The organism is Paraperibacillus esterisolvens, assembly GCF_046237625.1.
Classification (GTDB): Bacteria; Bacillota; Bacilli; order Bacillales; family DSM-1321; genus Paraperibacillus; species Paraperibacillus esterisolvens.
In genome coordinates, this window is record NZ_CP143545.1 from 4,049,284 (window position 1) to 4,070,425 (window position 21,142).

Annotated in this window: 22 protein-coding genes; 1 reads left to right on the plus strand and 21 read right to left on the minus strand. The window is 47.9% G+C overall.

The window, feature by feature from the left end:
• Positions 1-109 precede the first annotated feature (109 nt).
• The 3 genes from V1501_RS20375 to V1501_RS20385 are packed head-to-tail and all read right to left on the minus strand — an operon-like array spanning position 110 to position 3,245.
• Positions 110-1,501, minus strand: coding sequence for an APC family permease (locus V1501_RS20375; RefSeq protein WP_409290694.1), 1,392 nt, complete (start codon positions 1,499-1,501; stop codon positions 110-112).
• 23 nt (positions 1,502-1,524) lie between these two features.
• A complete protein-coding gene (locus V1501_RS20380; RefSeq protein WP_409290695.1) occupies positions 1,525-2,598 on the minus strand; it encodes a M42 family metallopeptidase in 1,074 nt (357 codons plus the stop codon).
• A 14-nt stretch (positions 2,599-2,612) separates the two neighbouring features.
• A complete protein-coding gene (locus V1501_RS20385) occupies positions 2,613-3,245 on the minus strand; it encodes a GntR family transcriptional regulator (RefSeq protein ID WP_409290696.1) in 633 nt (210 codons plus the stop codon).
• A 120-nt stretch (positions 3,246-3,365) separates the two neighbouring features.
• On the opposite strand from V1501_RS20385, the gene V1501_RS20390 reads away from it, so the two are divergent.
• Complete coding sequence (locus tag V1501_RS20390; RefSeq protein ID WP_409290697.1) at positions 3,366-4,268, plus strand: acetamidase/formamidase family protein; 903 nt, start codon at positions 3,366-3,368, stop codon at positions 4,266-4,268.
• Positions 4,269-4,386: 118 nt separating this feature from the next.
• Here the strand turns inward: V1501_RS20390 and wecB are convergent, their stop codons facing one another.
• The 18 genes from wecB to glpX form a co-directional block, all read right to left on the minus strand.
• A complete protein-coding gene (gene wecB, locus V1501_RS20395) occupies positions 4,387-5,532 on the minus strand; it encodes a non-hydrolyzing UDP-N-acetylglucosamine 2-epimerase (RefSeq protein WP_409290698.1) in 1,146 nt (381 codons plus the stop codon).
• 20 nt (positions 5,533-5,552) lie between these two features.
• On the minus strand, positions 5,553-6,182 hold the full coding sequence (gene upp / locus V1501_RS20400; protein WP_409290699.1) for a uracil phosphoribosyltransferase: 630 nt from the start codon (positions 6,180-6,182) through the stop codon (positions 5,553-5,555).
• Positions 6,183-6,328: 146 nt separating this feature from the next.
• The gene (gene glyA / locus V1501_RS20405; protein WP_409290700.1) at positions 6,329-7,570 is read right to left on the minus strand and encodes a serine hydroxymethyltransferase; all 1,242 of its coding nucleotides are present in this window, start codon (positions 7,568-7,570) and stop codon (positions 6,329-6,331) included.
• A 320-nt stretch (positions 7,571-7,890) separates the two neighbouring features.
• The gene (locus V1501_RS20410) at positions 7,891-8,454 is read right to left on the minus strand and encodes a TIGR01440 family protein (protein WP_409290701.1); all 564 of its coding nucleotides are present in this window, start codon (positions 8,452-8,454) and stop codon (positions 7,891-7,893) included.
• Positions 8,455-8,482: 28 nt separating this feature from the next.
• Positions 8,483-8,929 (minus strand): ribose 5-phosphate isomerase B, encoded by a 447-nt coding sequence (gene rpiB, locus V1501_RS20415; protein ID WP_409293476.1) that lies wholly within the window; start codon positions 8,927-8,929, stop codon positions 8,483-8,485.
• 125 nt (positions 8,930-9,054) lie between these two features.
• On the minus strand, positions 9,055-10,356 hold the full coding sequence (locus tag V1501_RS20420) for a methyl-accepting chemotaxis protein (RefSeq protein WP_409290702.1): 1,302 nt from the start codon (positions 10,354-10,356) through the stop codon (positions 9,055-9,057).
• Positions 10,357-10,367: 11 nt separating this feature from the next.
• Positions 10,368-10,811, minus strand: a complete 444-nt coding sequence (locus V1501_RS20425; protein WP_409290703.1) for a low molecular weight protein arginine phosphatase — start codon at positions 10,809-10,811, stop codon at positions 10,368-10,370.
• Between the two features lie 338 nt (positions 10,812-11,149).
• Positions 11,150-11,704 (minus strand): manganese efflux pump MntP family protein, encoded by a 555-nt coding sequence (locus tag V1501_RS20430; RefSeq protein ID WP_409293477.1) that lies wholly within the window; start codon positions 11,702-11,704, stop codon positions 11,150-11,152.
• A 313-nt stretch (positions 11,705-12,017) separates the two neighbouring features.
• On the minus strand, positions 12,018-13,061 hold the full coding sequence (locus tag V1501_RS20435) for an L-threonylcarbamoyladenylate synthase (protein WP_409293479.1): 1,044 nt from the start codon (positions 13,059-13,061) through the stop codon (positions 12,018-12,020).
• Between the two features lie 198 nt (positions 13,062-13,259).
• On the minus strand, positions 13,260-13,694 hold the full coding sequence (locus V1501_RS20440; protein WP_409290704.1) for a GNAT family N-acetyltransferase: 435 nt from the start codon (positions 13,692-13,694) through the stop codon (positions 13,260-13,262).
• Positions 13,695-13,796: 102 nt separating this feature from the next.
• On the minus strand, positions 13,797-14,642 hold the full coding sequence (spoIIR, locus tag V1501_RS20445) for a stage II sporulation protein R (RefSeq protein ID WP_409290705.1): 846 nt from the start codon (positions 14,640-14,642) through the stop codon (positions 13,797-13,799).
• 127 nt (positions 14,643-14,769) lie between these two features.
• On the minus strand, positions 14,770-15,654 hold the full coding sequence (prmC, locus tag V1501_RS20450) for a peptide chain release factor N(5)-glutamine methyltransferase (protein ID WP_409290706.1): 885 nt from the start codon (positions 15,652-15,654) through the stop codon (positions 14,770-14,772).
• The gene (prfA, locus tag V1501_RS20455) at positions 15,641-16,711 is read right to left on the minus strand and encodes a peptide chain release factor 1 (protein WP_409290707.1); all 1,071 of its coding nucleotides are present in this window, start codon (positions 16,709-16,711) and stop codon (positions 15,641-15,643) included. Before prfA ends, prmC begins: the two co-directional genes overlap by 14 nt.
• 113 nt (positions 16,712-16,824) lie before the next feature.
• Positions 16,825-17,157, minus strand: a complete 333-nt coding sequence (locus tag V1501_RS20460) for a hypothetical protein (RefSeq protein WP_409290708.1) — start codon at positions 17,155-17,157, stop codon at positions 16,825-16,827.
• A gap of 156 nt (positions 17,158-17,313) precedes the next feature.
• Complete coding sequence (locus V1501_RS20465; protein ID WP_409293481.1) at positions 17,314-17,934, minus strand: thymidine kinase; 621 nt, start codon at positions 17,932-17,934, stop codon at positions 17,314-17,316.
• A 255-nt stretch (positions 17,935-18,189) separates the two neighbouring features.
• Positions 18,190-18,390, minus strand: coding sequence for a 50S ribosomal protein L31 (gene rpmE / locus V1501_RS20470; protein ID WP_101639729.1), 201 nt, complete (start codon positions 18,388-18,390; stop codon positions 18,190-18,192).
• A gap of 142 nt (positions 18,391-18,532) precedes the next feature.
• Positions 18,533-19,819, minus strand: a complete 1,287-nt coding sequence (rho, locus tag V1501_RS20475) for a transcription termination factor Rho (RefSeq protein WP_409290709.1) — start codon at positions 19,817-19,819, stop codon at positions 18,533-18,535.
• 309 nt (positions 19,820-20,128) lie between these two features.
• On the minus strand, positions 20,129-21,091 hold the full coding sequence (gene glpX, locus V1501_RS20480) for a class II fructose-bisphosphatase (protein WP_409290710.1): 963 nt from the start codon (positions 21,089-21,091) through the stop codon (positions 20,129-20,131).
• Positions 21,092-21,142 lie beyond the last annotated feature (51 nt).

Here is a 21,142-nt window from a genome sequence, read left to right on the forward strand (position 1 = left end):
TTATTCCTGTGTTTTCCGGAATAAATAAAAAAGCGAAGAAATAAATTCTCCGCTTTTTTTACATTGGTTCTTAGAAAAAAGAAAGGTGAGCTTGTATTTAGAAAGCTTTCTATCCTAGATTTTTCAAGGAATCTGGAACTTCTTTGAACCCTTTTGATTTCACTGCACCTACAATGATCCCCACAGCCAGCCAGCTGAAACCAACGATGAAGGTTTTTTTATCAAAGCCTGACCATACATAGCCTATGATTAGAAAACCAAGCAGCGGGAACAGTAAATACTTGATAAACCCCTGTACATTCCTTTGTTTCTTTTTAATAAAGAAATAAATAAAGACCGTAAAATTCAATAATAAAAAGGATGTAAGAGCCCCGAAGTTAACAAACTTAATGATGGTTTCAATCGAGAGCGATAAGGCTACGACAAGGGAAATGACTCCAACGAAAACAGTCGCATTAAGCGGTGTTTTGTATTTAGGATGAATTTTCCCCAGGAAGCCTGAGGCAGGGAGCAGTTTATCACGGCTCATTGAGTACAGGATACGTGAAATGGCTGACTGCGCTGCAAGCGCGTTGGCAATTGCCACAGCCACTACGTTTACAAGAATCAATAAATAATAGAGAAAATTCCCCCCAGCTTCACGGGCGATATCAAAGAATCCCATATCTGGATCAAGCCCCTGGTACTCAGGATGGATCAATGCCGCCATATAAGTTTCAACCATGAAAATCAATCCTAGTATGACAAGGGCAGCAACCGTGGCTTTTCCGACTGTTTTCTTAGGATTTTTCGTTTCTTCAGAAAGAGTACTGATCCCATCAAAACCAAGAAAGCTTAATACGGCGATACTTGCCGCTGTTGAGATGAATCCGAGACTGATATGTTCAGATTGATATAATGGCTTCAATGAAAACCCTCCAGTTCCCATTCCATCAATAAAGACAAATTTAATCGCAAAGCCGATGAAAATTAAGAGTGCAATTAGTTCGATTCCGAGCAGGATAAAATTAGTCTTTGCAGCCAGGGCGACTCCACGGCCATTTACGATTGTATTGAAAAGAACAAATACAAGCACCCAGACGAAAACAGGGATAGAAGGAGCCATGCTGTGAATCCAGATTCCTCCAAACGCATATAAAAGTGCAGGTGCTAAAATATAATCGACAAGGATCATCCAGCCTGCAAGAAAGCCGATATGTGGATTCAATCCACGCTGCACGTATGAATAAACGGAGCCAGCCACCGGGAATTCCCGACTCATCTGGCTGTAGCCAAACGCCGTAAAAACCATGGCGATGATTCCAACGAGATAAACAAGCGGAACCATGCCAAAGCTTTCATTCGAAACGAGGCCATATACCCCCATCGGTGCAATGGGGACCATAAAGACCATTCCATAAACAAGCAAATCTTTAAATGTCAATACCCGGTTTAATTCCTGCCGGACACCGCTGTCTATACCCGGATGGACAGTGCCTGAGTTTAATTCTGTCTGAGCCATTCTACTTCCCCCTCATTTACCAGCTACTCTTTTGTTGATTCGATAAATTTAACGATGAGAGCAGCTGCGTTTTTTAAATCATCTATATGTACACATCCTGTTGCAGAATGGATATACCTTGACGGCAATGAAATGCAGCCCGTTGCAACACCTTCACCCGAAAGGCTCATCGCCCATCCATCTGTTGCCCCATTTAACAGTACTTCTCTCTGAAAGGGAATGCTGTTAGTTTTGGCAACGTTCACTAGTTTTTGAGTTAACCAGCGCGGGACTGAATTTCCAATCATCCCAGAATGCGGTGCCCAATCAAAAAACTTTATGGCGGGCCCTTTACCAAGCCCGATCGGGATTTGCTTATCCTCTATTCCCGGTGTACCTCCAGCCAGTGTAACGTCAATGGCCAGTGCAACACTTGGTTTGACATGATAAGCTGCCGGCCCCGCTCCGCGGATGCCCACCTCTTCCTGGACGGAAGCGACTCCGTAAACGGTGGCTTCAGTATCTATATCTTTAAGCTGTTTCATGACTTCAATCAGGACCGCAACTCCAGAGCGGTCATCTACTGCTTTACCTGTGAACACTTTGCCGTCATTCAGGAACTGTCCCTCTCGGTCAAAGGTGATATAATCGCCAATCTGTACACCAAGCTCCTCTGTTTCTTCTCTTGCAGCTGTGCCGAGATCAAGGAAAAGTTCAGAAATAGGGATGGCTTTTTCTGCCTCTGCAGCTGTTACGATATGGGCCGGTTTTCCACCGGTGATTCCCTTCACCTGTCCTTTTTCTGTATGTATATTGAGAACCTGGTTTATGACCATCCTTGAATCATGCATCCCTGCAGGTGCGAAATGAACAAATCCATTGTCATCGATATACTGAACAATGAATCCTATCTCATCCATATGAGCACTCAGCATGATTTTTAAATCGGGATTGGTCCCTTTTTTAATAAAAAAATGATTTCCAAGGCTGTCAGCATGCTTTGCATCATAAAAGCCTTCCATTTCAGATTGCACATATTGGGCAACCAGTTCCTCGGCACCCGATACACCTGGAATTTTATCCAATTCAGCTAAATATTGCGATATGTCTTTACCCATTGTCATTCTCCTATCTACCATATATTCAATAAGTTTTGCTTAGCGCTCATATAGTGATCTTCAAGCTCGTGGATAAATGCTTGTTTATCTTCCCTCACTATGGCATGCACCAGTATGTCATGATTTTGTGAGATATCATCCCCGCTTTCCACCTTCAGCTCGAACACCTTTGCAAATATAAGTTCTATTAAAGCGTTGTAAGAGGCCCATGTATTCAACAGCCGTCTGTAGCCTGGAAGTTTTACGATCGATTCATGAAATTGAATATCAAGGGCGACCAATTTATCCTTCCTATTCTCTTTGGAATAGACCTTCATTTCTTGAACAAGCTTCGTTTGATATTGAACGGTTTCTTCAGTAAGCATGTGAAAGCCTAAATCAACAGCTGTCTTCTCCAGGGACATGCGGATATCATAAATCTCGCTTATATCTGATTTTTCCAAGCTGGTGACAAACATTCCCCTGCGCGGAAAATATGTTACAAGTCCCTCTTGATTCAAGATTCTCAATGCTTCACGAATAGGGCCCCTGCTCATATTAAGCTGACTTGACAATTCAACCTCCTTAACTTGCTGCCCCAGTTTGATCACTCCATCAATAATCAACTTCTTGATCTGAAATACAGCTTCCTCCTGCAGCGTGTTCACATAAACGCCGATTGAAAATCACCAGCCTTTCGTTTGTTAATTGTTAACAGTTTACAAAGTTGATTCTAAATAGTCAATATATTATGATTATTAGAAAATATTATTATTGGGGGAAGCCATATGTCTGAAAAACTCTCAAGTACAAATATCATTTATGCCTTCAGCAAGGATAACCAGCCGGTAAAAAAAGTGACTCCCGGAACCACGCTTGCCATTGATACCTATGACTGTTTTCAAAACCAGATCACGTCAAGCGACACGGAAATTTCATCGATTGACTGGAATCAGATCAACCCTGCAACAGGACCTATATTTGTGGAAACGGCACAGGCGGGTGACATTTTAAAGGTCACTATAGAAAACATAGAAATTGCCGAACAAGGTGTTATGACAGTGGGGCCTGATCTTGGGGTGTTGGGTCATCGCCTGGAAAAATTCGAAGCGAAAATGATACCCATCAAAAATGGAAAAGCGATTTTTAATGATAAAATAGAGATTCCGCTGAATCCCATGATTGGAGTAATCGGGGTTGCCCCGGAAGGTGAACCGGTTTCATGCGGTACTCCAGGAGCGCATGGCGGAAATATGGACACAAAATTAATAACGACGGGGGCCTCCCTCTATTTCCCTGTATTTTCTGAAGGTGCCCTATTTGCTTTAGGTGACATGCATGCAGCAATGGGTGATGGTGAAGTGGGCGTATCTGGAATAGAGGTGCCTGGGACAGCCACTGTAAAATTAGATGTTATAAAAGGCCGTTCATTAAAGCATCCTGTTTTGATCAATGAAGAAGGACTGGCTGTCCTGGTCTCAGCAAACACCCTTGACGAAGCGGTAAAAAAATCTGTCGAGGAAATGACCAATCTGCTTCTTCCCGAGACAGATCTGTCAATCAATGAATTGACCATGCTATTCAGTGCTTTAGGCCAGACACAAATCAGCCAGGTTGTAGATCCGCTTGTAACCGTCAGATTTTTTGTACCTGCCTATTTCCTGGAGGCCTGCGATATCCGTCTATTCTGATGCTCTGAAACAAAAAAGGCCCTATAGGGCCTCTTTTGAACGGAGAAAAACTGTGGGACTGTCCTCTATTTCCCCAAAAAGCCCGCCAATTCATAAATTGGCGGGCTTTCAAGCAGGTTTATAAGGTTAATGGCTCAGGCCGTACGGCTGTCTGGTTGAAGCTGTAACGGATGGCCTCGCAGATTCGTCTGGAAGCCTGGCCGTCTCCATATGGGTTGGAGGCCTGCGCCATTTTGCCGTGTGCGTCTGTGTCACTCAGCAGTTCGTCAGCAAGGCGGAAGATGTCTTCTTCGTCTGTACCGGCGAGCTTGAGTGTGCCGGCTGCAATTCCTTCCGGCCGTTCTGTTGTGTCCCTCAATACGAGTACCGGCACTCCGAGGGAAGGAGCTTCCTCCTGGACACCGCCCGAGTCTGTCAGAATAAGATGGGCCCTCGCTGCAATGTTATGGAAGTCAAACACATCGAGCGGTTCGATCAAATGGATGCGCGGATGGTGCCCAAGGATCCTCCCCGCAATCTCCCGGACAGCAGGATTCAGATGCACAGGATACACCACCTGGATATCCTCATGTTTTTCGATCAGGCGGTTCACCGCACGGAACATATTCTCCATCGGCTCGCCGATATTTTCCCGGCGGTGTGCGGTCAGAAGCACCAGCCTGTCATTCCCAAGGCCTGACAGAACGGGATGGCTGTACTCATCCCTGACTGTTGTCTTCAGGGCATCTATGGCTGTATTTCCGGTAATAAAGATGCTGCTTGCTTCCTTGTTTTCCAGAAGCAGATTGGCGGCTGCCTTCTCTGTCGGGGCAAAATGCAGGTCTGCGAGGACTCCTGTCAGCTGCCTGTTCAATTCCTCCGGAAAAGGGGAGAGTTTATTCCACGTCCTGAGACCCGCCTCTACATGGCCGACCTTGATTTGATTATAGTAAGCAGCAAGGCCAGCCACAAATGTCGTCGTTGTATCCCCGTGAACCAGGACGATCTCCGGCTCTGCTTCCTTCATGACAGCGTCGAGTCCTTCAAGCGCCCTTGTAGTTATTCCGGCAAGGGTCTGCCGTTCCTTCATGATGTTGAGGTCATAATGCGGCACGATGGAAAACAGCTTCAGCACCTGATCCAGCATTTCTCTATGCTGTGCCGTGACTGTCACAATGGATTCAAAGTATTGCGGATACTTTTGGAGCTCGAGCACAAGCGGAGCCATCTTCACAGCTTCTGGCCTTGTCCCAAAAATGGTCATTACTTTTATCGGCTTCATCATAATCCCGCCAATCCACTTTTTTACATTGTTCCAAACAGACGGTCGCCGGCATCGCCGAGTCCTGGTACAATATATCCTTTTTCATTCAATTTTTCATCCAGGGCCGCAATGTAAATATCAACATCCGGGTGAGCTTCCTTTAAAGCTTCCACACCCTCTGGAGCGGCAATCAAACACATAAAGCGGATGCTCGTGGCGCCGCGCGTCTTAAGGGATTCAATGGCCGCAATGGCAGATCCGCCGGTTGCAAGCATCGGGTCCACCACGATGAAGTCTCTTTCTTCGATGTCGCTTGGAAGCTTTACATAATATTCCACAGGCTGAAATGTTTTCGGATCACGGTAAAGACCGATATGGCCGACCTTGGCAGCCGGAATTAATTTGAGCATTCCATCCACCATGCCGATACCGGCGCGGAGAATCGGTACAAGGCCCAGCTTCTTTCCTGCGAGCACCTTTGAAGTCGCTTTTTGGACCGGAGTCTCGATTTCTACCTCTTCAAGCGGAAGGTCGCGGGTGATTTCAAAAGCCATAAGCGATCCGACTTCGTCCACCAGTTCGCGGAATTCCTTTGTACCCGTCTTTTTATCACGAATGTATGTAAGCTTGTGCTGAATAAGCGGATGGTCAAAAACAAAAACCTTTCCCATTGAAATCGCTCCTTTATATTCGAGTATGATACTTCGACTTATTTTACAGAAAAAAAACTGAATCATCAATCCTGCGGCGATAAAGGGCAGACTTTTCCTGCCGCCGAAAAAAACCGGCCCCTAAAAATCAGGCCGGCTTGTATGTTTTAAAGCTCTTCGTATAACTTGAATCTGCTTGTCAGGGTCTCTACGCGCTCCTTGGCTTCCTTAAGCGTTCCTTCATCTTCAGGATTCTTAAGGGCAAGGCCGATGATGGAAGCAATCTCGTCCATATCGCTTTCTGTAAAGCCGCGGGAAGTGACAGCAGCTGTACCTATTCTGACTCCGCTGGTTACAAAGGGACTTTCCGGATCGAAAGGAATCGTATTTTTGTTCACTGTGATCCCGATTTCATCGAGAACAAGCTCCGCTTTCTTGCCTGTTAGATTCATAGAGCGTACATCCACCAATACAAGATGATTGTCCGTTCCGTCAGAAACAAGGTTCAAGCCTTCCTTTTTCAGACCTTCCGCCAGACGCTTTGCATTCTTGATAATGTTTTCAGAGTAAGTCTTGAATGAATCCTCGAGCACTTCACCAAAGGAAACTGCTTTTGCAGCGATAACGTGCATAAGCGGACCGCCCTGGATGCCAGGGAAAATGGACTTATCTATTTTCTTCGCAAACTCTTCCTGGCAAAGAATCATTCCGCCGCGAGGACCGCGGAGGGTTTTATGAGTAGTGGTTGTCACAAAGTGTGCATGCGGCACCGGGTTTGGATGAAGGCCTGCGGCGACAAGTCCCGCGATGTGCGCCATATCCACCATGAGGTAGGCACCGACTTCGTCTGCGATTTCCCGGAAACGCTTGAAGTCGATTTCTCGCGGATACGCACTGGCTCCGGCAACAATCAGCTTCGGCTTGCTTTCACGGGCTTTCTCAAGAACTGCATCATAGTCGATGCGGTGTGTGTTTTCATCCACACCATACTCGACAAAATTATATTGAACACCGCTGAAGTTAACAGGGCTTCCATGAGTCAGATGGCCGCCGTGGGAGAGATTCATCCCAAGAACGGTATCGCCTGGATCAAGGATCGTGAAGTATACAGCCATATTTGCCTGTGCGCCGGAGTGCGGCTGGACATTCGCATGCTCGGCCCCGAATATTTCCTTTGCACGGTCGCGGGCGATATCCTCCACCACATCCACGTGCTCACAGCCTCCATAATAGCGTTTGCCAGGATAGCCTTCTGCATATTTATTCGTCAGTACAGATCCTTGCGCTTCCATCACTGCTTCACTCACAAAATTTTCTGAGGCAATCAATTCAATTTTTGTACGCTGTCTTTGAAGTTCGTCCTGAATGGCACTAAATACCTTTTCGTCCTGTGTAGCCAAGTGTTTCATGTAAATCCCCCTCATCTTTCGCGTATGTTCAGCAGAACCGCACGTTTCTTTGTAAACCCGCAAAATTTTTAAAATTCCATTCTCATTCTATCATTAATCGCTTTCGTGCGACAATCTCTAAAAAGAAGAAAATCGATATAGAAAAAACAGGAATTTTCTACTCGCAGCCCATGCATGACGAACCGGGAAAAGAGCCGGAACGAACACAATCAGCGGTGGAGCGGAGTAAGGCGCAGGAATGCCAGCACGATAAATGTTAGTCACACCCTGCTGCATGGAGCTTTATGAGACACGCAGCTCCGCCCTTTTTCTCAGGAAAATCAGGAATAACATGCCCTCTGCCCGCCAATCAGCTTGGGCCTGGTCCTTGCCATAGTCAAATGGGCATGGCCAACCTGGTTCTGCCTGCCCCTGACAGGGATGGCCACATGCTTCAGGTGCATCCCGATGAATGTGTCCCCGATATCTATCCCGGCATCTGCCGTGATATGCTCAACCACCGCGGCATTTTCAGTTGAATTGAAGGCTGCGGTGGCAAGGGCGCCGCCTGCTTCTCTGATCGGAATGACCGTTACTTCCTCAAGGCCCATTCTCTCAAGCGTTTCCCTGGAAATAACGAGCGCCCTGTTCAAATGCTCGCAGCACTGAACGGCAAGCTCGATGCCGGTCCTGTCCCGGAATTCATTCAGCACTTCAAACAGCATGGCGGCCACTTCATGAGTCCCTGCCGTGCCGATCCTCTTTCCGATCACTTCACTCGTGCTGCAGCCGACAACCAGCAGCTTTCCGGGAGAAAGCGAAGACTGTTCCTGAAGGTCATCGAGTGCTTCAGTGAGTTCTTTCCTCCATAGGGCCAGGCTTTCCTTTGACACAGTTTCTTCCATGCTTATCTCCCCTTTATTTAAAGTGAATTCAGATGTTTTTATTCTCGTACTCTTTTATCTTTCCGATCCTGTTTTCATGCCGGCCGCCCTGATAGTCAGTGGAGAGCCATATTTTTGCAATATCGAGTGCAAGTCCCGGGCCGATCACCCGCTCACCCATCGCCAGCATATTGCTGTCATTATGCTCCCTTGTCGCCCTGGCGCTGAATGTGTCATGCACCAGTGCACAGCGGATGCCCTTAACCTTATTGGCGGCAATGCTCATGCCGATTCCCGTCCCGCAGATGAGAATACCGCGGTCAAATTCTCCGCTTGCCACCTTTTCTGCAGCCGGAAGGGCGTAATCCGGATAATCCACAGATTCCGCACATTCACAGCCAAAATCCTCGTATGGAATTTCCATGTCAGTTAAAAGCTTCTTTATTTCTTCCCTGATCATAAGCCCGCCGTGATCTGAAGCAATCGCTACCTTCATCATGTCCCCTCCGTTTTCAAATCATCTTCCTTTTATTTTGCCATAGGGCTTCTAAAATATAAAGCAAGCTTGTTCCTGCCTAATTAAAAAGCCTGAATCCGGGTGTTCGGAATCAGGCTTTTCATTTACATATGAAATTTCACAATGGTCTCTTTAAGCTGATCGGCCTGTCCTTTCAGGTCAATCACCATTTTTTCCACGTTCTGCATGACGGCACTTTGATCCTGTGCTGCCGCTGCCACTTCTACAGCCCCTGCAGATGTCTGTTCGGCAATCGCCGCCACCTCCTGGGACTGGGCGGAGGTTTCCTGGATGCTGACCATCTGCTTGTCCACAAGTCTTGTAATATCAGTGACGGCATCTGCTACATTGTTGACAGAAAGCGTCATTTCCTCAATTACTTCATTGGTTTTCGTTCCTTTTCCTGCTTCTGCTTTTGCTGCGTCTACCTGCTCAGTGATCTGAAGCACCACGCCCTGTACATCCTGCTGAATGTTTTGGATAAGTCCTGAGATTCCCTGCACGGCTTTGGCGCTTTCATCCGCTAGCTTCCGGACTTCCTCCGCCACCACAGCAAAGCCCTTCCCATGCTCACCGGCCCTAGCCGCCTCGATGGATGCGTTCAATGCGAGCAGGTTGGTCTGTCCGGCAATATCGCCGACAAGCTGGATGATCTGTTCTACCTTTTTAGCATTTTCTTCAAGGCGCTTAACCGCTTCAAGGGAAAGGCGGCTGTCATCTGCAAGCTTCTGTATGCCCGAAATCAAGGAATGGATCACTTCCTTGCTGCCGATAAGCTCCTGCACCATTTCTGCTGATCGTTTAGAGGAAGCTCCTGCTTTATCCTGAACATCACGCGCGATCATGATAACATCCTCCACCGATTCGGCCGTCGTCTGGATGGAGGATGCAGAGTTTTCCGCACCCGCGGCTATCTCCTGGATCGCCCTCGAGATGGTCCCGGCCTGTTCGGAAGCTCTTGAGGATTCCTGAGAGATATAAATGACTTTCTCATTTGTTTCATTGAAGTTCTGGTCAATCTTCTGAACCATTTCCCTCAGGCTGCCGAGCATATGGTTGAAGGCCATTCCAAGAGAGCGAATTTCATCGTCTGATTTTGCAAGCTTCAGATCTTCTGACAAGTCTCCCTCTGCCGCCTTCAGCGCAGCTGCTTCAAGTGCATGCAGCGGCCTGGTCAAAATTCCTGCCGCAAAGAATGCCAGTACCCCTGACCAGCCAATGCCAAGAGCAAGTGTAATCGGTATAAATAATTCCTTAGAGATATAGCTGCTGACAAATGGATGAACCGCAAAAATGAATACGGCACTTGTGGTATACGTGATAATTGCAAGCAGTGTTGTTAAGATAACTAGTTTTTTTCTCAGTCCGAACTTATAGCGCTTTTTCGCCAAATTCTTCTCCCCCATTGGATGAACGCTTATTTCTGCAGTCTGTCGGTAAGGCTCAGGATAATAGACTGCAATTCACGAAAGGTCTCCCTGTATATATCGGCAGAACCTCCAAAAGGATCAATAATATCTGAATCATTTTTATCTTTTCCCGCAAATTCTTTTAAGGTATATGTTTTTCCGGCAGCCTGTGGATAGTTGATGATCAGAGAAGACTTATGGCCTTCCGTCATTGTCAGAACATAGGTCGCCCATTCCAAATCTGAAGCTTCCACCTGCTTAGAGATGTGGTCATGGGTGATGGAGTTCTCATCCATCACACTCTTTGCATGGAAGGAAGCCTCCTGCCCGTCAATTGCAAACACCCCGGCTGACTTTACATTTACACCCGGCAGATTCATATTCTTCAATATGGCCTCGGCCATCGGGCTCCGGCACGTATTTCCTGTACATACAAATAAAATATTTACCATTACGACGCCTCCTTGACTCCATTATAATCCACTCTGGATAAAAAAATAAGACAGCTCTGTTTTGCTGTCCTTGGAAAGACTTTATTATTTAAGAGTGTTTTTGAAAGGCTGTTTTCGCATGAATTATTGCTGCTGGATATGAAAGTGGATTTCCGCTGCAGGCGCTCTGTTGGAGCGGGGCGGGCGGTGAGCCTCCCCAGCTTCGCCTGCGGGGTCTCACCTGTCCCGCATATCCCGCACCTTCCGCTCCAATCAACTTTGTCTGATAATTAATCCTCCTCAGAAATTTAATTATCAACAATATGATTGTTTCTTAGGACTCATCAAATATATCCTGGTTAAAAGAAAAAACGTCCCAAATTAAGAAGCTTGAAGCCGAAGGCGAACAGGATGGCGCCGCCAAGCAGTAAGCTGTACCTTCCGAGCATTCCCTGGACCTTCCGCCCGAGGATCAGCCCTGCCCACGTTAATATGGCAGCCGCTGTGCCAAAACAGATGAGCACCAGTGCGGTCCTTGCCCCATATATACCAAGTGTAAGGCCGACCGAAAAACTATCAAGGCTCACACTGATTGCAAACATGATCAAGCCGGCACCGACGGGAGCCACAATCGTTTCACCGCTTCCCTTCAGACCGCCGAGCAGCATCTGGATTCCAAGGATCATCAGCAGGAGACCGCCCGCATAGCCGGCAAATGTACCAAATGTCCCGGACAGGAACCGGCCTCCTGCCATGCCGAGCAGCGGCATCAATATATGAAAAAAGCCTACTGTCACACCTATAAACAATACCCTTCTCATCCTCATCTTGAACATCCCCATGCCAAGGCCGATCGAGAACGCATCCATCCCAAGCGCAAATGCCATCGACATCAAGGAAATCAGTTCACCCATAAACGCCACAACCCATAACCCCCTCGGACTAGCCTGCTCTAGCATATGCATGTCCTTTCGGGAATAGAACCTCCCGGGAGAGCAGGGGGGCTTAAACAGAATCGGGGGGAGACTGCCTGTCTCCGGGAAAAACCGGAAGCCTTTCGGAACCTCCGAAAGGAATCGGAAGTCAATTTAGGCTTGAATATTGATCGGAGCAAGGTTCAGCGTGCCAGAAAGATATATTATGTTCACACACTCTTATCAAGAAGTCTCTTGTTATGTACAGCCCTTTTCCATCGAAAAAAGCAGGGAACCAAAGTCCCCTGCCCATTCACTCACTGATCATTCTATGTCCGGCCGCTTTTGTAAGACGGTTCATGACGGCCTGCCCCATCCCTTCAACCGGGTAGGTTTCTCCGAAGATGATTTGGACATCCAGTTCATCGAAGCGGCGCAGCGCCCCATACAGCCCGGAAGCTACAGAGCCCAGATCGCTCCTGCTGCCGGCTGCGAGGACTTCATCCGCCCTGTAAAAGTCTGTATTCTCTTCTGTCGTCAGGACTCCCACCTTAAAGCCTTCCGCCCGTTTTTCATCGACCAGGCTCTGCAGGAATTCCGGGCTGCCATTTACCAGCGTAAGCTCGGCCTGCGGCGCATAATGCTTGTATTTCATTCCCGGCGACCTGGGTGCTTCATTAGGATCAGAAAGAGAGACATCGCTCCTCACACTGCCAATTACCGCTTCCAGCTGTTCCCGGGTAATGCCGCCCGGCCGCAGGATGACCGGCACATCCCCTGTGCAGTCGAGCACCGTCGACTCCACGCCGACTCCGGCTGCCCCGCCGTCCACGATTCCGGCGATTTTTCCGTTCAGGTCCCCGAACACATGCAGTGCTGTTGTCGGGCTTGGTTTGCCGCTTGTATTGGCGCTTGGTGCCGCAATCGGAAGGCCGCTTTTTTCGATGACGGCAAGGGCCACCGGATGAGCAGGCATTCTTATTGCTACCGTATCAAGCCCTGCCGTTACCAGTGTGGAGAGCGCCCCCTGCTTTTCTTGTAAAATAAGCGTGAGCGGTCCCGGCCAGAAGGCATCCATAAGCTGTGCGGCCTTCTCCGGCACGCTCTCGGCGATGTCATCCAGCTGGCTTTTCGATGCGATATGAACAATCAGGGGATTGTCTGAAGGACGTCCCTTTGCTTCATATATTTTCCTTACCGCAGCATCATTTGTGGCATTTGCTCCAAGGCCATAAACCGTTTCCGTCGGGAAAGCGACCGCCTCGTTATCCCGCAGATAAGCTGCCGCCTCTTCAAGCTGTGAATAACTTTTCAAGTTGTCCACAAGGTTATCCACTATCCAGTATTTTGTCTGCAAATTCTGCACCTTCATTTCTGTACTTTCTATCTATGTGGATAAGAGCTGTTCTTATCAGCAATATAGCCCTTTTTTCCTAGTTTGAATCTGAAATATACTTTGAAAGTATAAAAGAAATTAAGAGGCGGCACAAGTCTTATCCACAAAATGTGCATAACTTATTGAAAATTGTGGGTAACAATGTGGATATGTTTAAAACTATAGCCTTTTTTGGAAAAATTCACAGGAGGTTATCCCCATGAGGTATTTTCCATGATTAAAAGCACTCAATTCCTCTTTTGCCTGCTCTTTTAGAATCTTTTCAAAACCAAGCGCCTGAAAGAGAGACACCGAAGAACCTGAAGATGTCCCAAGATATAGGGCGGTCAGTCCTTTATCTTTTGTAAGAATACACACCTGCTCAAGCAGGGCAGGAAGGTTCCTTGGATGGAATGCGGGAGAAAAGGCAAGTGAGCGAAGCAGGCCTGCTTTCCCCAGAGATTCATAACCGATAACAGCCGCAATTTTTCCTTCCTCCGTTTCTGCCAGCAGGAAGTCTGCAATATGCTCTCTCACTCCATCCTTATTCAACCCCGCTTCCCGCAGGAATTCTTCGATTAATTGAATATCTTTCAATTCTGCCTTCCTGATCATAGCAATCCTTCTCTCTTTTTTACTCTATGAATATGCAGAAGGAGAGATTGCTAGAACCCGGAGTCAAAAGAGCCGCTCCATAGACCTTTGGAGCAGCGCTTATCAGCTGAATATATCCGAAAATAATTCTACTAAAAAGAATTTGACCTTGACCGGCTCTTCATCTTCGACAGTGTACACAGGAGCTTTTTCCGATTGGACTGGTTCTTCTGCTTTCGGATCCGCCCCCTGGAGGGCTGATCCTGATTCAACAGCAGGAGCCCCGCTTTCTCCTTCCGGACTGGATTCATTAACACTTCCCCCTTTTGTGTATACAGATTCAGCTTCCTCCCGCCTGGATTCAATCTGTACCTCTTCGGTTTTTCCTTCTGCAGCCTGGGATGGAGCTTCCTGGGCTTTAATCGTGTTCCCTTCCTCCACCGGGCTCTGGCTGACAGCCGTCCCATTTGAAAAATCCAGGAAGCAGAGCGGCGGGAACAGGACGCACCACCAGTTTGCCCCTGAGCCTGCACCGAGTGTAATCACGATCGCTTCATATGTTCCTGCCTGGTATAAATAATTGCCATATAATTTAGTAGGAAATTCAGCTTTCCCGAACTTCACCTTCACTGCCTGATCTTCGCCCTGCTGCTTAACGACTCTCTCGGCAATTCTTTGAATCTTATCCTGATTGCCTGATATAACCTTCCTCGCTTCTTCCTTTGAAGTTAAATCCTTCACCCATTTCGTGATTTCCTTATTCACTTCATCTCTCACCAGCCGCTTAAGGTCCTGATCTGCCGGCATATCGCTGTTTGCCAGGATTCGGAGCCTGATCGCATCATGCGGAATCACCACCGGCTCCTCCGCCCCTGCATTCTCCGCCTTCGGCATATATAAACTGAGCACAGTGCCCGTAACCAGCAGCAACAAATATATTAATGCCATATGCATCCTCAACTGTTTCATTCCCCATTCCTCCCCTACAACAACCAGTCTCTCCAGCATCCCACTATCTTAAACTAGTAAAATAAAAAAAACGGGAAATAGGGGACAGTCCCCTATTTCCCGTTGATATAACAAGGGGAAATGAGGGTCAGTCCCCATTTCCCAGATAGGCGAAGACCATTCGGTCCCGGCCGTTAATATCCTTCAGGATGTGTGTTTGGCTGTACGGGAAGGTTTGATCCAGGAGGTTTTTAACGGCCTGGCCCTGTTCCGCGCCTATTTCAAATCCGATCATGGCTTTAGGCTTCAGGACGAGCGGCAGCTGTTCCATGAATCTCCTGTAGAAGCCGAGTCCGTCCTCGCCGGCGAACAGGGCCCGGTGCGGCTCGTTCTCTGTGACGACGATTGACATGCTCTTCTTATCGCCGGCAGGAATATAAGGAGGATTGGAAAGCATCACATCCAGCTTCACCCCTGAATCAATAAAGGGCAGAAGCATGTCGCCCTGCCGGAAATCGACCGCGGCCCCAAGCTCCTTCGCATTGGCTGTCGCTACCTGGAGCGATTCGGGGGCAATATCAGAGGCAGATACCTCAAGTCCAGGCTCCTCAAGCTTCATTGTGATGGCAATAGCACCGCTGCCCGTCCCGATATCAGCAAGGCGGACGCCCTCCTGTCCTGGAAAAAATGCCCGAATTCCATTCAACGCATGATATACGAGCTCCTCTGTTTCAGGCCTCGGGATCAGCACTTCCCCATTCACCTTAAAACGGCGTCCATAAAAGTCCTCATAGCCCATAATATATTGAACCGGAACTCCCCCGGCATGACGGAGACAGGCCTCCCTGAAGGCATCCTTCAACTCAGGGGCAATCTCCTCATGGAGGCTACCCAAAAGACGGCTGCGCTCCATTCCCAACACATGCTGCAGCAGGAGTTCACCTGCGTTGGCATCGCGTCCATGGCCCGTTAAAAAAGAAGAAGCCCAGCTAAGGGCTTCATATACTTTATCGAAGCTTTCATTCTTCTTCATTCTGCATACGTTTGGACTGATCTTCAAGGATTAGCGCATCAAAAATTTCATCCAATTTCCCTTCGACAATCTGATCAAGCTTTTGGATGGTCAAGCCAATCCGGTGATCTGTCACCCGGTTCTGCGGGAAGTTGTAGGTCCTGATCCGTTCGGAGCGGTCCCCTGTACCGACTGCCGCTTTACGGTTCTGATCATATTCAGCCTGTGCTTCCTGCTGGAATTTATCATACACACGGGCACGGAGCACCTTCATTGCTTTTTCTTTGTTTTTGATCTGTGACTTCTCATCCTGACAGGATACCACAGTGCCTGTAGGAAGATGCGTCAGGCGCACGGCCGACATGGTGGTATTTACACTCTGTCCGCCTGGCCCGCTTGAGGCAAAGGTATCCACACGGATGTCCTTCTCATGGATTTCGACTTCCACCTCTTCAGCTTCCGGCAGTACAGCAACTGTAGCCGTGGAAGTATGAATCCTTCCGCCTGATTCGGTTTCCGGCACACGCTGGACCCGGTGGGCGCCATTTTCAAATTTAAGCTTGGAATAAGCGCCATTTCCGTTAATCATGAAAATGATCTCCTTATAGCCGCCAAGGCCAGTCGGGCTTGCTTCAATTACATCTGTTTTCCACCCCTGCGTCTCCGCATAACGGCTGTACATGCGGTAAAGAGTACCAGCGAACAGCGCAGCCTCGTCACCTCCGGCAGCTCCCCGGATTTCCATGATAACGTTTTTGTCATCATTAGGATCCTTTGGAATAAGCAGCAGCTTCAGCCTTGCTTCAAGCTCCTCCAGCTGCTCCTCAAGCTCGCCCATTTCTTCTTTCACCATCTCGCGCATCTCGGCGTCAAGCTTGTCCTCAAGCATCTCCCTGGCATCCTGATACTGCTCTCTTGCGGATTTGTACTCGCGATAGGCGGCCACCGTTTCCTGGATGCCTGCCTGCTCCTTGGAGTACTCTCTCAATTTGTTGGCATCATTTATGATAGCGGGATCACTCAGCAATTCATTCAATTTTTCATATCGGTCTTCTACTGCCTGCAAACGATCTATCACGATATTCACCTCAGTTTATCCAAAAGGCCCATTCAGGGCCGATTTATAATAATAAAGATTTCCATCTTCCATTATATATACGGATAGAAAACACGTCAAAAGGATTCGGCGTGCTACCGCTCGATAAGCCGGACAGTGAATTCATAATTGGCAAGCTTCCTGGTCAGTTTCTCCGTCAATTTCTGCACATGCAGCTCCCTCTCGTCCATTTTGAACTGCCCGGGGCTGATATAGCAGGTGACCCAGATCTTCTGGTCTTTCATGAATATGGGACCGGGTGTATAGGAGCCAGCCTCACCCAGCAGCATCTTGATCTTATCAGCCACACCAGGCTTTTTTTTGAATGGAAGTATCGTGCAGAGGTCTTCAGAATCTGCACACATTCGGATCGCTTCAATCTCATGCCGCAGGCCGCCGGTTCGTGTACGGTTTTTTTCTTTTCTCATGGCGCTCCCTCCTGTTAGCATTATTTCCAAAAAGAGGAAGAATTAATATGAAAAACGGACAGGGAAGCGGGAGCCCCCTATTCGAACTAAGTTCCATATTACCGGCCAAAATAAAAAAGGCCGAATCCATATAGATTCGGTCCCTCATATAATAGCTTATATTTTTGTAATTGAGTCTGTCTTTTCTTTAAGTGGTTCCTCCCGGCCGGGCACTTCATGATGATGGCGGCAGCGCGGCTCGTAGGCTTCCGAAGCACCTACGAGGATAACTGGATCATGGTAGGAAGCAGGCCTTCCGTCGATAAGGCGCTGTGTCCGGCTGGCAGGCGAACCGCAGACGGCACAGACCGCCTGCAGCTTTGTGACAGATTCAGCAAGAGACAGCAGAGCCGGTACCGGCCCGAACGGCTCGCCTTTGAAGTCCTGATCAAGTCCGGCGAGGATGACGCGGAAGCCGCTGTCAGCAAGGTGCTGGGCTACTGCAACAATTTCTCCGTCAAAAAACTGAACTTCATCGATGGCAATAACGTCGAGGTCCGGATCGATCACTTTAAAAATATCGGTAGATTTGGAGATGGGTACAGCTGTGAAAGAAGAGCCATTGTGAGATACGACAGATTCTTCACTATACCGGTTATCGATGGCCGGCTTGAATACTATGATCTTCTGTTTGGCAAACTGCGCGCGCCGCACTCTCCTGATTAATTCCTCGGATTTCCCAGAGAACATGCTTCCGCAAATTATTTCCATCCAGCCAGTTTGTTTCATAACGTACATCAAATGGGCTCTCCCTTCACACTTTGCTTCTATATTAAAAAGAAATCTTAATCGTCCATTGGAGTCTATACTATGTTTCCCTAAACCGCCAGTAAATCACAGACAAAGGGGGTAAAAATGAAAAACCGCCATCCGGCGGAACAGGAATCTATTCACCTGGTCCGCCTAAAAGGGGCAAAACCGGAGAATATATGTAAATCAAGCCTTAAAAAAACAGGCAAGAGTAAGTTCTTGCCTGTTTTCAAATATTCTAAATTACTTAATTCCGTATTTTTTGTTGAAACGGTCAACACGTCCGCCAGCTTCAGCGAATTTTTGACGTCCAGTGTAGAACGGGTGACACTCGGAACAAGTTTCTACGCGGATATCATTTTTAACAGAACCAGTTTCAAAAGTGTTACCACAAGCACAAGTTACAGTGATTTTGTTGTAATTTGGATGAATTCCAGTTTTCATTCTTTTCATCTCCTTCCGCCCTGAGTCATCTGAAACAGAGTTATAACTTCAAATGCGACTGTGTTACTGCCGCATATATGATTAATCACATTAATTTTATTATAGCAAGTTTATATCAAATATGCAAGGGTCTGCTATAAATTTACAAGGTGCGTTTTGAGTTTCCATTCTGGTTTTTCTTGATTTCTTCTTCCAGCATCGCGAAGAAATCTTCGTTGCTTTTGGTAGTCTTCAACTTGCGCAGGAAGCGTTCGGCGAAGTCGGGGGAATCTGACATTGACTTGCGGATTGCCCACAATTTGTCGAGATGGTTCTTTGGAATAAGAAGTTCTTCTTTCCGTGTGCCGGAACGGCGGATATCGATGGCAGGGAAGATCCTTCTTTCGGCAAGGGAACGGTCTAAATGAAGCTCAAGATTTCCGGTACCTTTAAATTCTTCATAGATCACATCATCCATGCGTGAACCTGTATCGACTAGTGCAGTCGCGAGAATCGTCAAGCTTCCGCCCTCTTCAATGTTCCTGGCTGCCCCAAAGAAACGCTTCGGCCGGTGGAAGGCTGCAGGATCAATTCCGCCTGAAAGCGTCCTTCCGCTTGGAGGGATGACAAGGTTGTAGGCACGCGCCAGACGGGTGATGCTGTCCATCAGGATGATAACATCCCGCTTGTGTTCAACAAGACGCATGGCGCGTTCGAGTACCAGTTCAGCAACCTTAATATGATTTTCCGGTACCTGGTCGAAGGTCGAGCTGACCACATCACCGGCAACAGAGCGCTCGATATCCGTCACTTCCTCCGGCCGTTCATCGATCAGGAGAACGATCAATTCCGCTTCCGGATGATTGATCGTGATGGCATTGGCGATTTCCTTCAGAAGGATCGTCTTCCCTGCCTTCGGCGGAGCGACAATCAAACCGCGCTGTCCAAATCCGACAGGGGCAATTAAGTCCATGATTCTCGTGGACAGGTTCTTCTGCGTTGTTTCAAGCAGCATCTGGCGGTCTGGATATAATGGGGTCAGACCCGGAAAATGCACGCGTTCCTTGGCTGATTCCGGATCATCGCCATTCACGGCTTCTACATGCAGGAGGCCGTAATATCTCTCGTTTTCCTTAGGAGGGCGGACCTTGCCTGATACCTTGTCCCCATTCCGCAGGTCAAACCGGCGGATCTGCGATGCTGATATATAAATATCCTCTGAGCTCGATGAATAATTGATCGGGCGCAGGAAGCCAAAGCCCTCAGACGGGATGATTTCAAGGACGCCTTCCATGAACAGGAGCCCGTCCTGCTCTGCCCTTGCTTTCAATATAGCAAAAATCAGCTCTTTCTTTGAAAGCTTGCTATAATAAGAAACCTTAAATTCACGCGCTAATTCATAAAGCTCTTTCAGCTTCATTGTTTCTAGACTTGAAATTGTTAAGTTCATTACGACACCACTCTTTTTAAATTAGCTAACACCAGGAAAGAAAATATAGGAGAGTTCTTTGACTTGGAGTAAGTTTGAAGAAATTTTTGTATTACGGATTCAAAGCAAACTTTATTTTACTTTTTTTAATTAAATTATTCAACTATAAAAATACAGCTGCCGTTCCTAATCAAGAGAGCTGGAGGGGCTTTAGCTTAAGGATCAGAGGATAACTGGCTGCGGGTCTTTGGCGGGTCAGGTGTGAATCCTGCTGTCTTCTTATAAATCAAGTAAGCGAGCGAAGCCGCCCGCTTTTGTTCATTTATATCGTTATTTCATGACAAGATTCGGTTTTTTGTTCAGGCTGTGGCGTCCGTCTATGAAGCGGACTGTGCCTGATTTAGCCCTCATGACCAATGAGTGAGTTTCTCCATAGAAGCCTTTATACTGAACACCCCGGAGAAGTTCTCCGTCTGTAACGCCGGTCGCGGCAAAAATGGCATCTTCGCCTCTGACGAGATCTTCCATTCTTAGTATTTTATTGACATCTAACCCCATTTTCAAACACCTGGCATTTTCGCTTTCATTCTGCGGTAGTAATTTACCCTGAATTTCGCCGCCTAAACATTTTAAAGCAACCGCCGCCAGTACCCCTTCAGGCGCACCGCCGGATCCGAATAATATATCCACTCCGGTTGTGTCAAAGGCCGTATTGATGGCTCCTGCAACATCTCCGTCATTGATCAGCTTAATCCGGGCTCCCGCTTCACGGAGCTGGCGGATGATGTCCTGGTGGCGTTCCCGGTTCAGGACAGTCGCCACGACATCTTCAATGTCCTTGTTCTTGGCCCGGGCAACTGCCTTCAGGTTGTCAAGGACAGATGCGTTGATGTCCACCTGGCCGACGGCTTCTGGACCGACTGCGATTTTATCCATATACATATCAGGTGCATGGAGAAGATTGCCGTGATCAGCTACCGCCAGGACTGCGAGTGCATTCCAGCCGCCTGATGCAACGATATTGGTGCCCTCAAGTGGATCGACAGCTACATCCACGCGCGGGCCATAGCCTGTGCCGAGCTTTTCCCCGATATACAGCATGGGTGCCTCGTCCATTTCCCCTTCACCGATCACTACGATACCCTTCATCGGGACCGTGTCAAAAACATCGCGCATCGCCGAGGTTGCTGCACCGTCCGCTTCGTCCTTCTTCCCCCGGCCCATCCACCGTGCAGAAGACAAGGCGGCTGCCTCCGTTACTCTTACCAATTCCATTGATAGACTTCTTTCCACTGCAATTCCCCCTGTGCTGCGATTCTTTGGTTATATTGTATAACACATTAA

Bases quoted from the DNA above. Each gene is read 5' to 3' on its own strand.
- V1501_RS20420 (WP_409290702.1), bottom strand. From the start codon at position 10,356: ATGGGGGAGAAGAATTTGGCGAAAAAGCGCTATAAGTTCGGACTGAGA.
- V1501_RS20425 (WP_409290703.1), bottom strand. From the start codon at position 10,811: ATGGTAAATATTTTATTTGTATGTACAGGAAATACGTGCCGGAGCCCG.
- V1501_RS20460 (WP_409290708.1), bottom strand. From the start codon at position 17,157: ATGAGAAAAGAAAAAAACCGTACACGAACCGGCGGCCTGCGGCATGAG.
- V1501_RS20430 (WP_409293477.1), bottom strand. From the start codon at position 11,704: ATGGGTGAACTGATTTCCTTGATGTCGATGGCATTTGCGCTTGGGATG.
- rho (WP_409290709.1), bottom strand. From the start codon at position 19,819: ATGAACTTAACAATTTCAAGTCTAGAAACAATGAAGCTGAAAGAGCTT.
- V1501_RS20440 (WP_409290704.1), bottom strand. From the start codon at position 13,694: ATGATCAGGAAGGCAGAATTGAAAGATATTCAATTAATCGAAGAATTC.
- V1501_RS20375 (WP_409290694.1), bottom strand. From the start codon at position 1,501: ATGGCTCAGACAGAATTAAACTCAGGCACTGTCCATCCGGGTATAGAC.
- rpiB (WP_409293476.1), bottom strand. From the start codon at position 8,929: ATGAAGGTAGCGATTGCTTCAGATCACGGCGGGCTTATGATCAGGGAA.
- spoIIR (WP_409290705.1), bottom strand. From the start codon at position 14,642: ATGAAACAGTTGAGGATGCATATGGCATTAATATATTTGTTGCTGCTG.
- V1501_RS20390 (WP_409290697.1), top strand. From the start codon at position 3,366: ATGTCTGAAAAACTCTCAAGTACAAATATCATTTATGCCTTCAGCAAG.
- wecB (WP_409290698.1), bottom strand. From the start codon at position 5,532: ATGATGAAGCCGATAAAAGTAATGACCATTTTTGGGACAAGGCCAGAA.
- upp (WP_409290699.1), bottom strand. From the start codon at position 6,182: ATGGGAAAGGTTTTTGTTTTTGACCATCCGCTTATTCAGCACAAGCTT.
- V1501_RS20410 (WP_409290701.1), bottom strand. From the start codon at position 8,454: ATGGAAGAAACTGTGTCAAAGGAAAGCCTGGCCCTATGGAGGAAAGAA.
- glyA (WP_409290700.1), bottom strand. From the start codon at position 7,570: ATGAAACACTTGGCTACACAGGACGAAAAGGTATTTAGTGCCATTCAG.
- V1501_RS20380 (WP_409290695.1), bottom strand. From the start codon at position 2,598: ATGGGTAAAGACATATCGCAATATTTAGCTGAATTGGATAAAATTCCA.
- prmC (WP_409290706.1), bottom strand. From the start codon at position 15,654: ATGAAGAAGAATGAAAGCTTCGATAAAGTATATGAAGCCCTTAGCTGG.
- rpmE (WP_101639729.1), bottom strand. From the start codon at position 18,390: ATGAAAACTGGAATTCATCCAAATTACAACAAAATCACTGTAACTTGT.
- V1501_RS20465 (WP_409293481.1), bottom strand. From the start codon at position 17,934: ATGTACGTTATGAAACAAACTGGCTGGATGGAAATAATTTGCGGAAGC.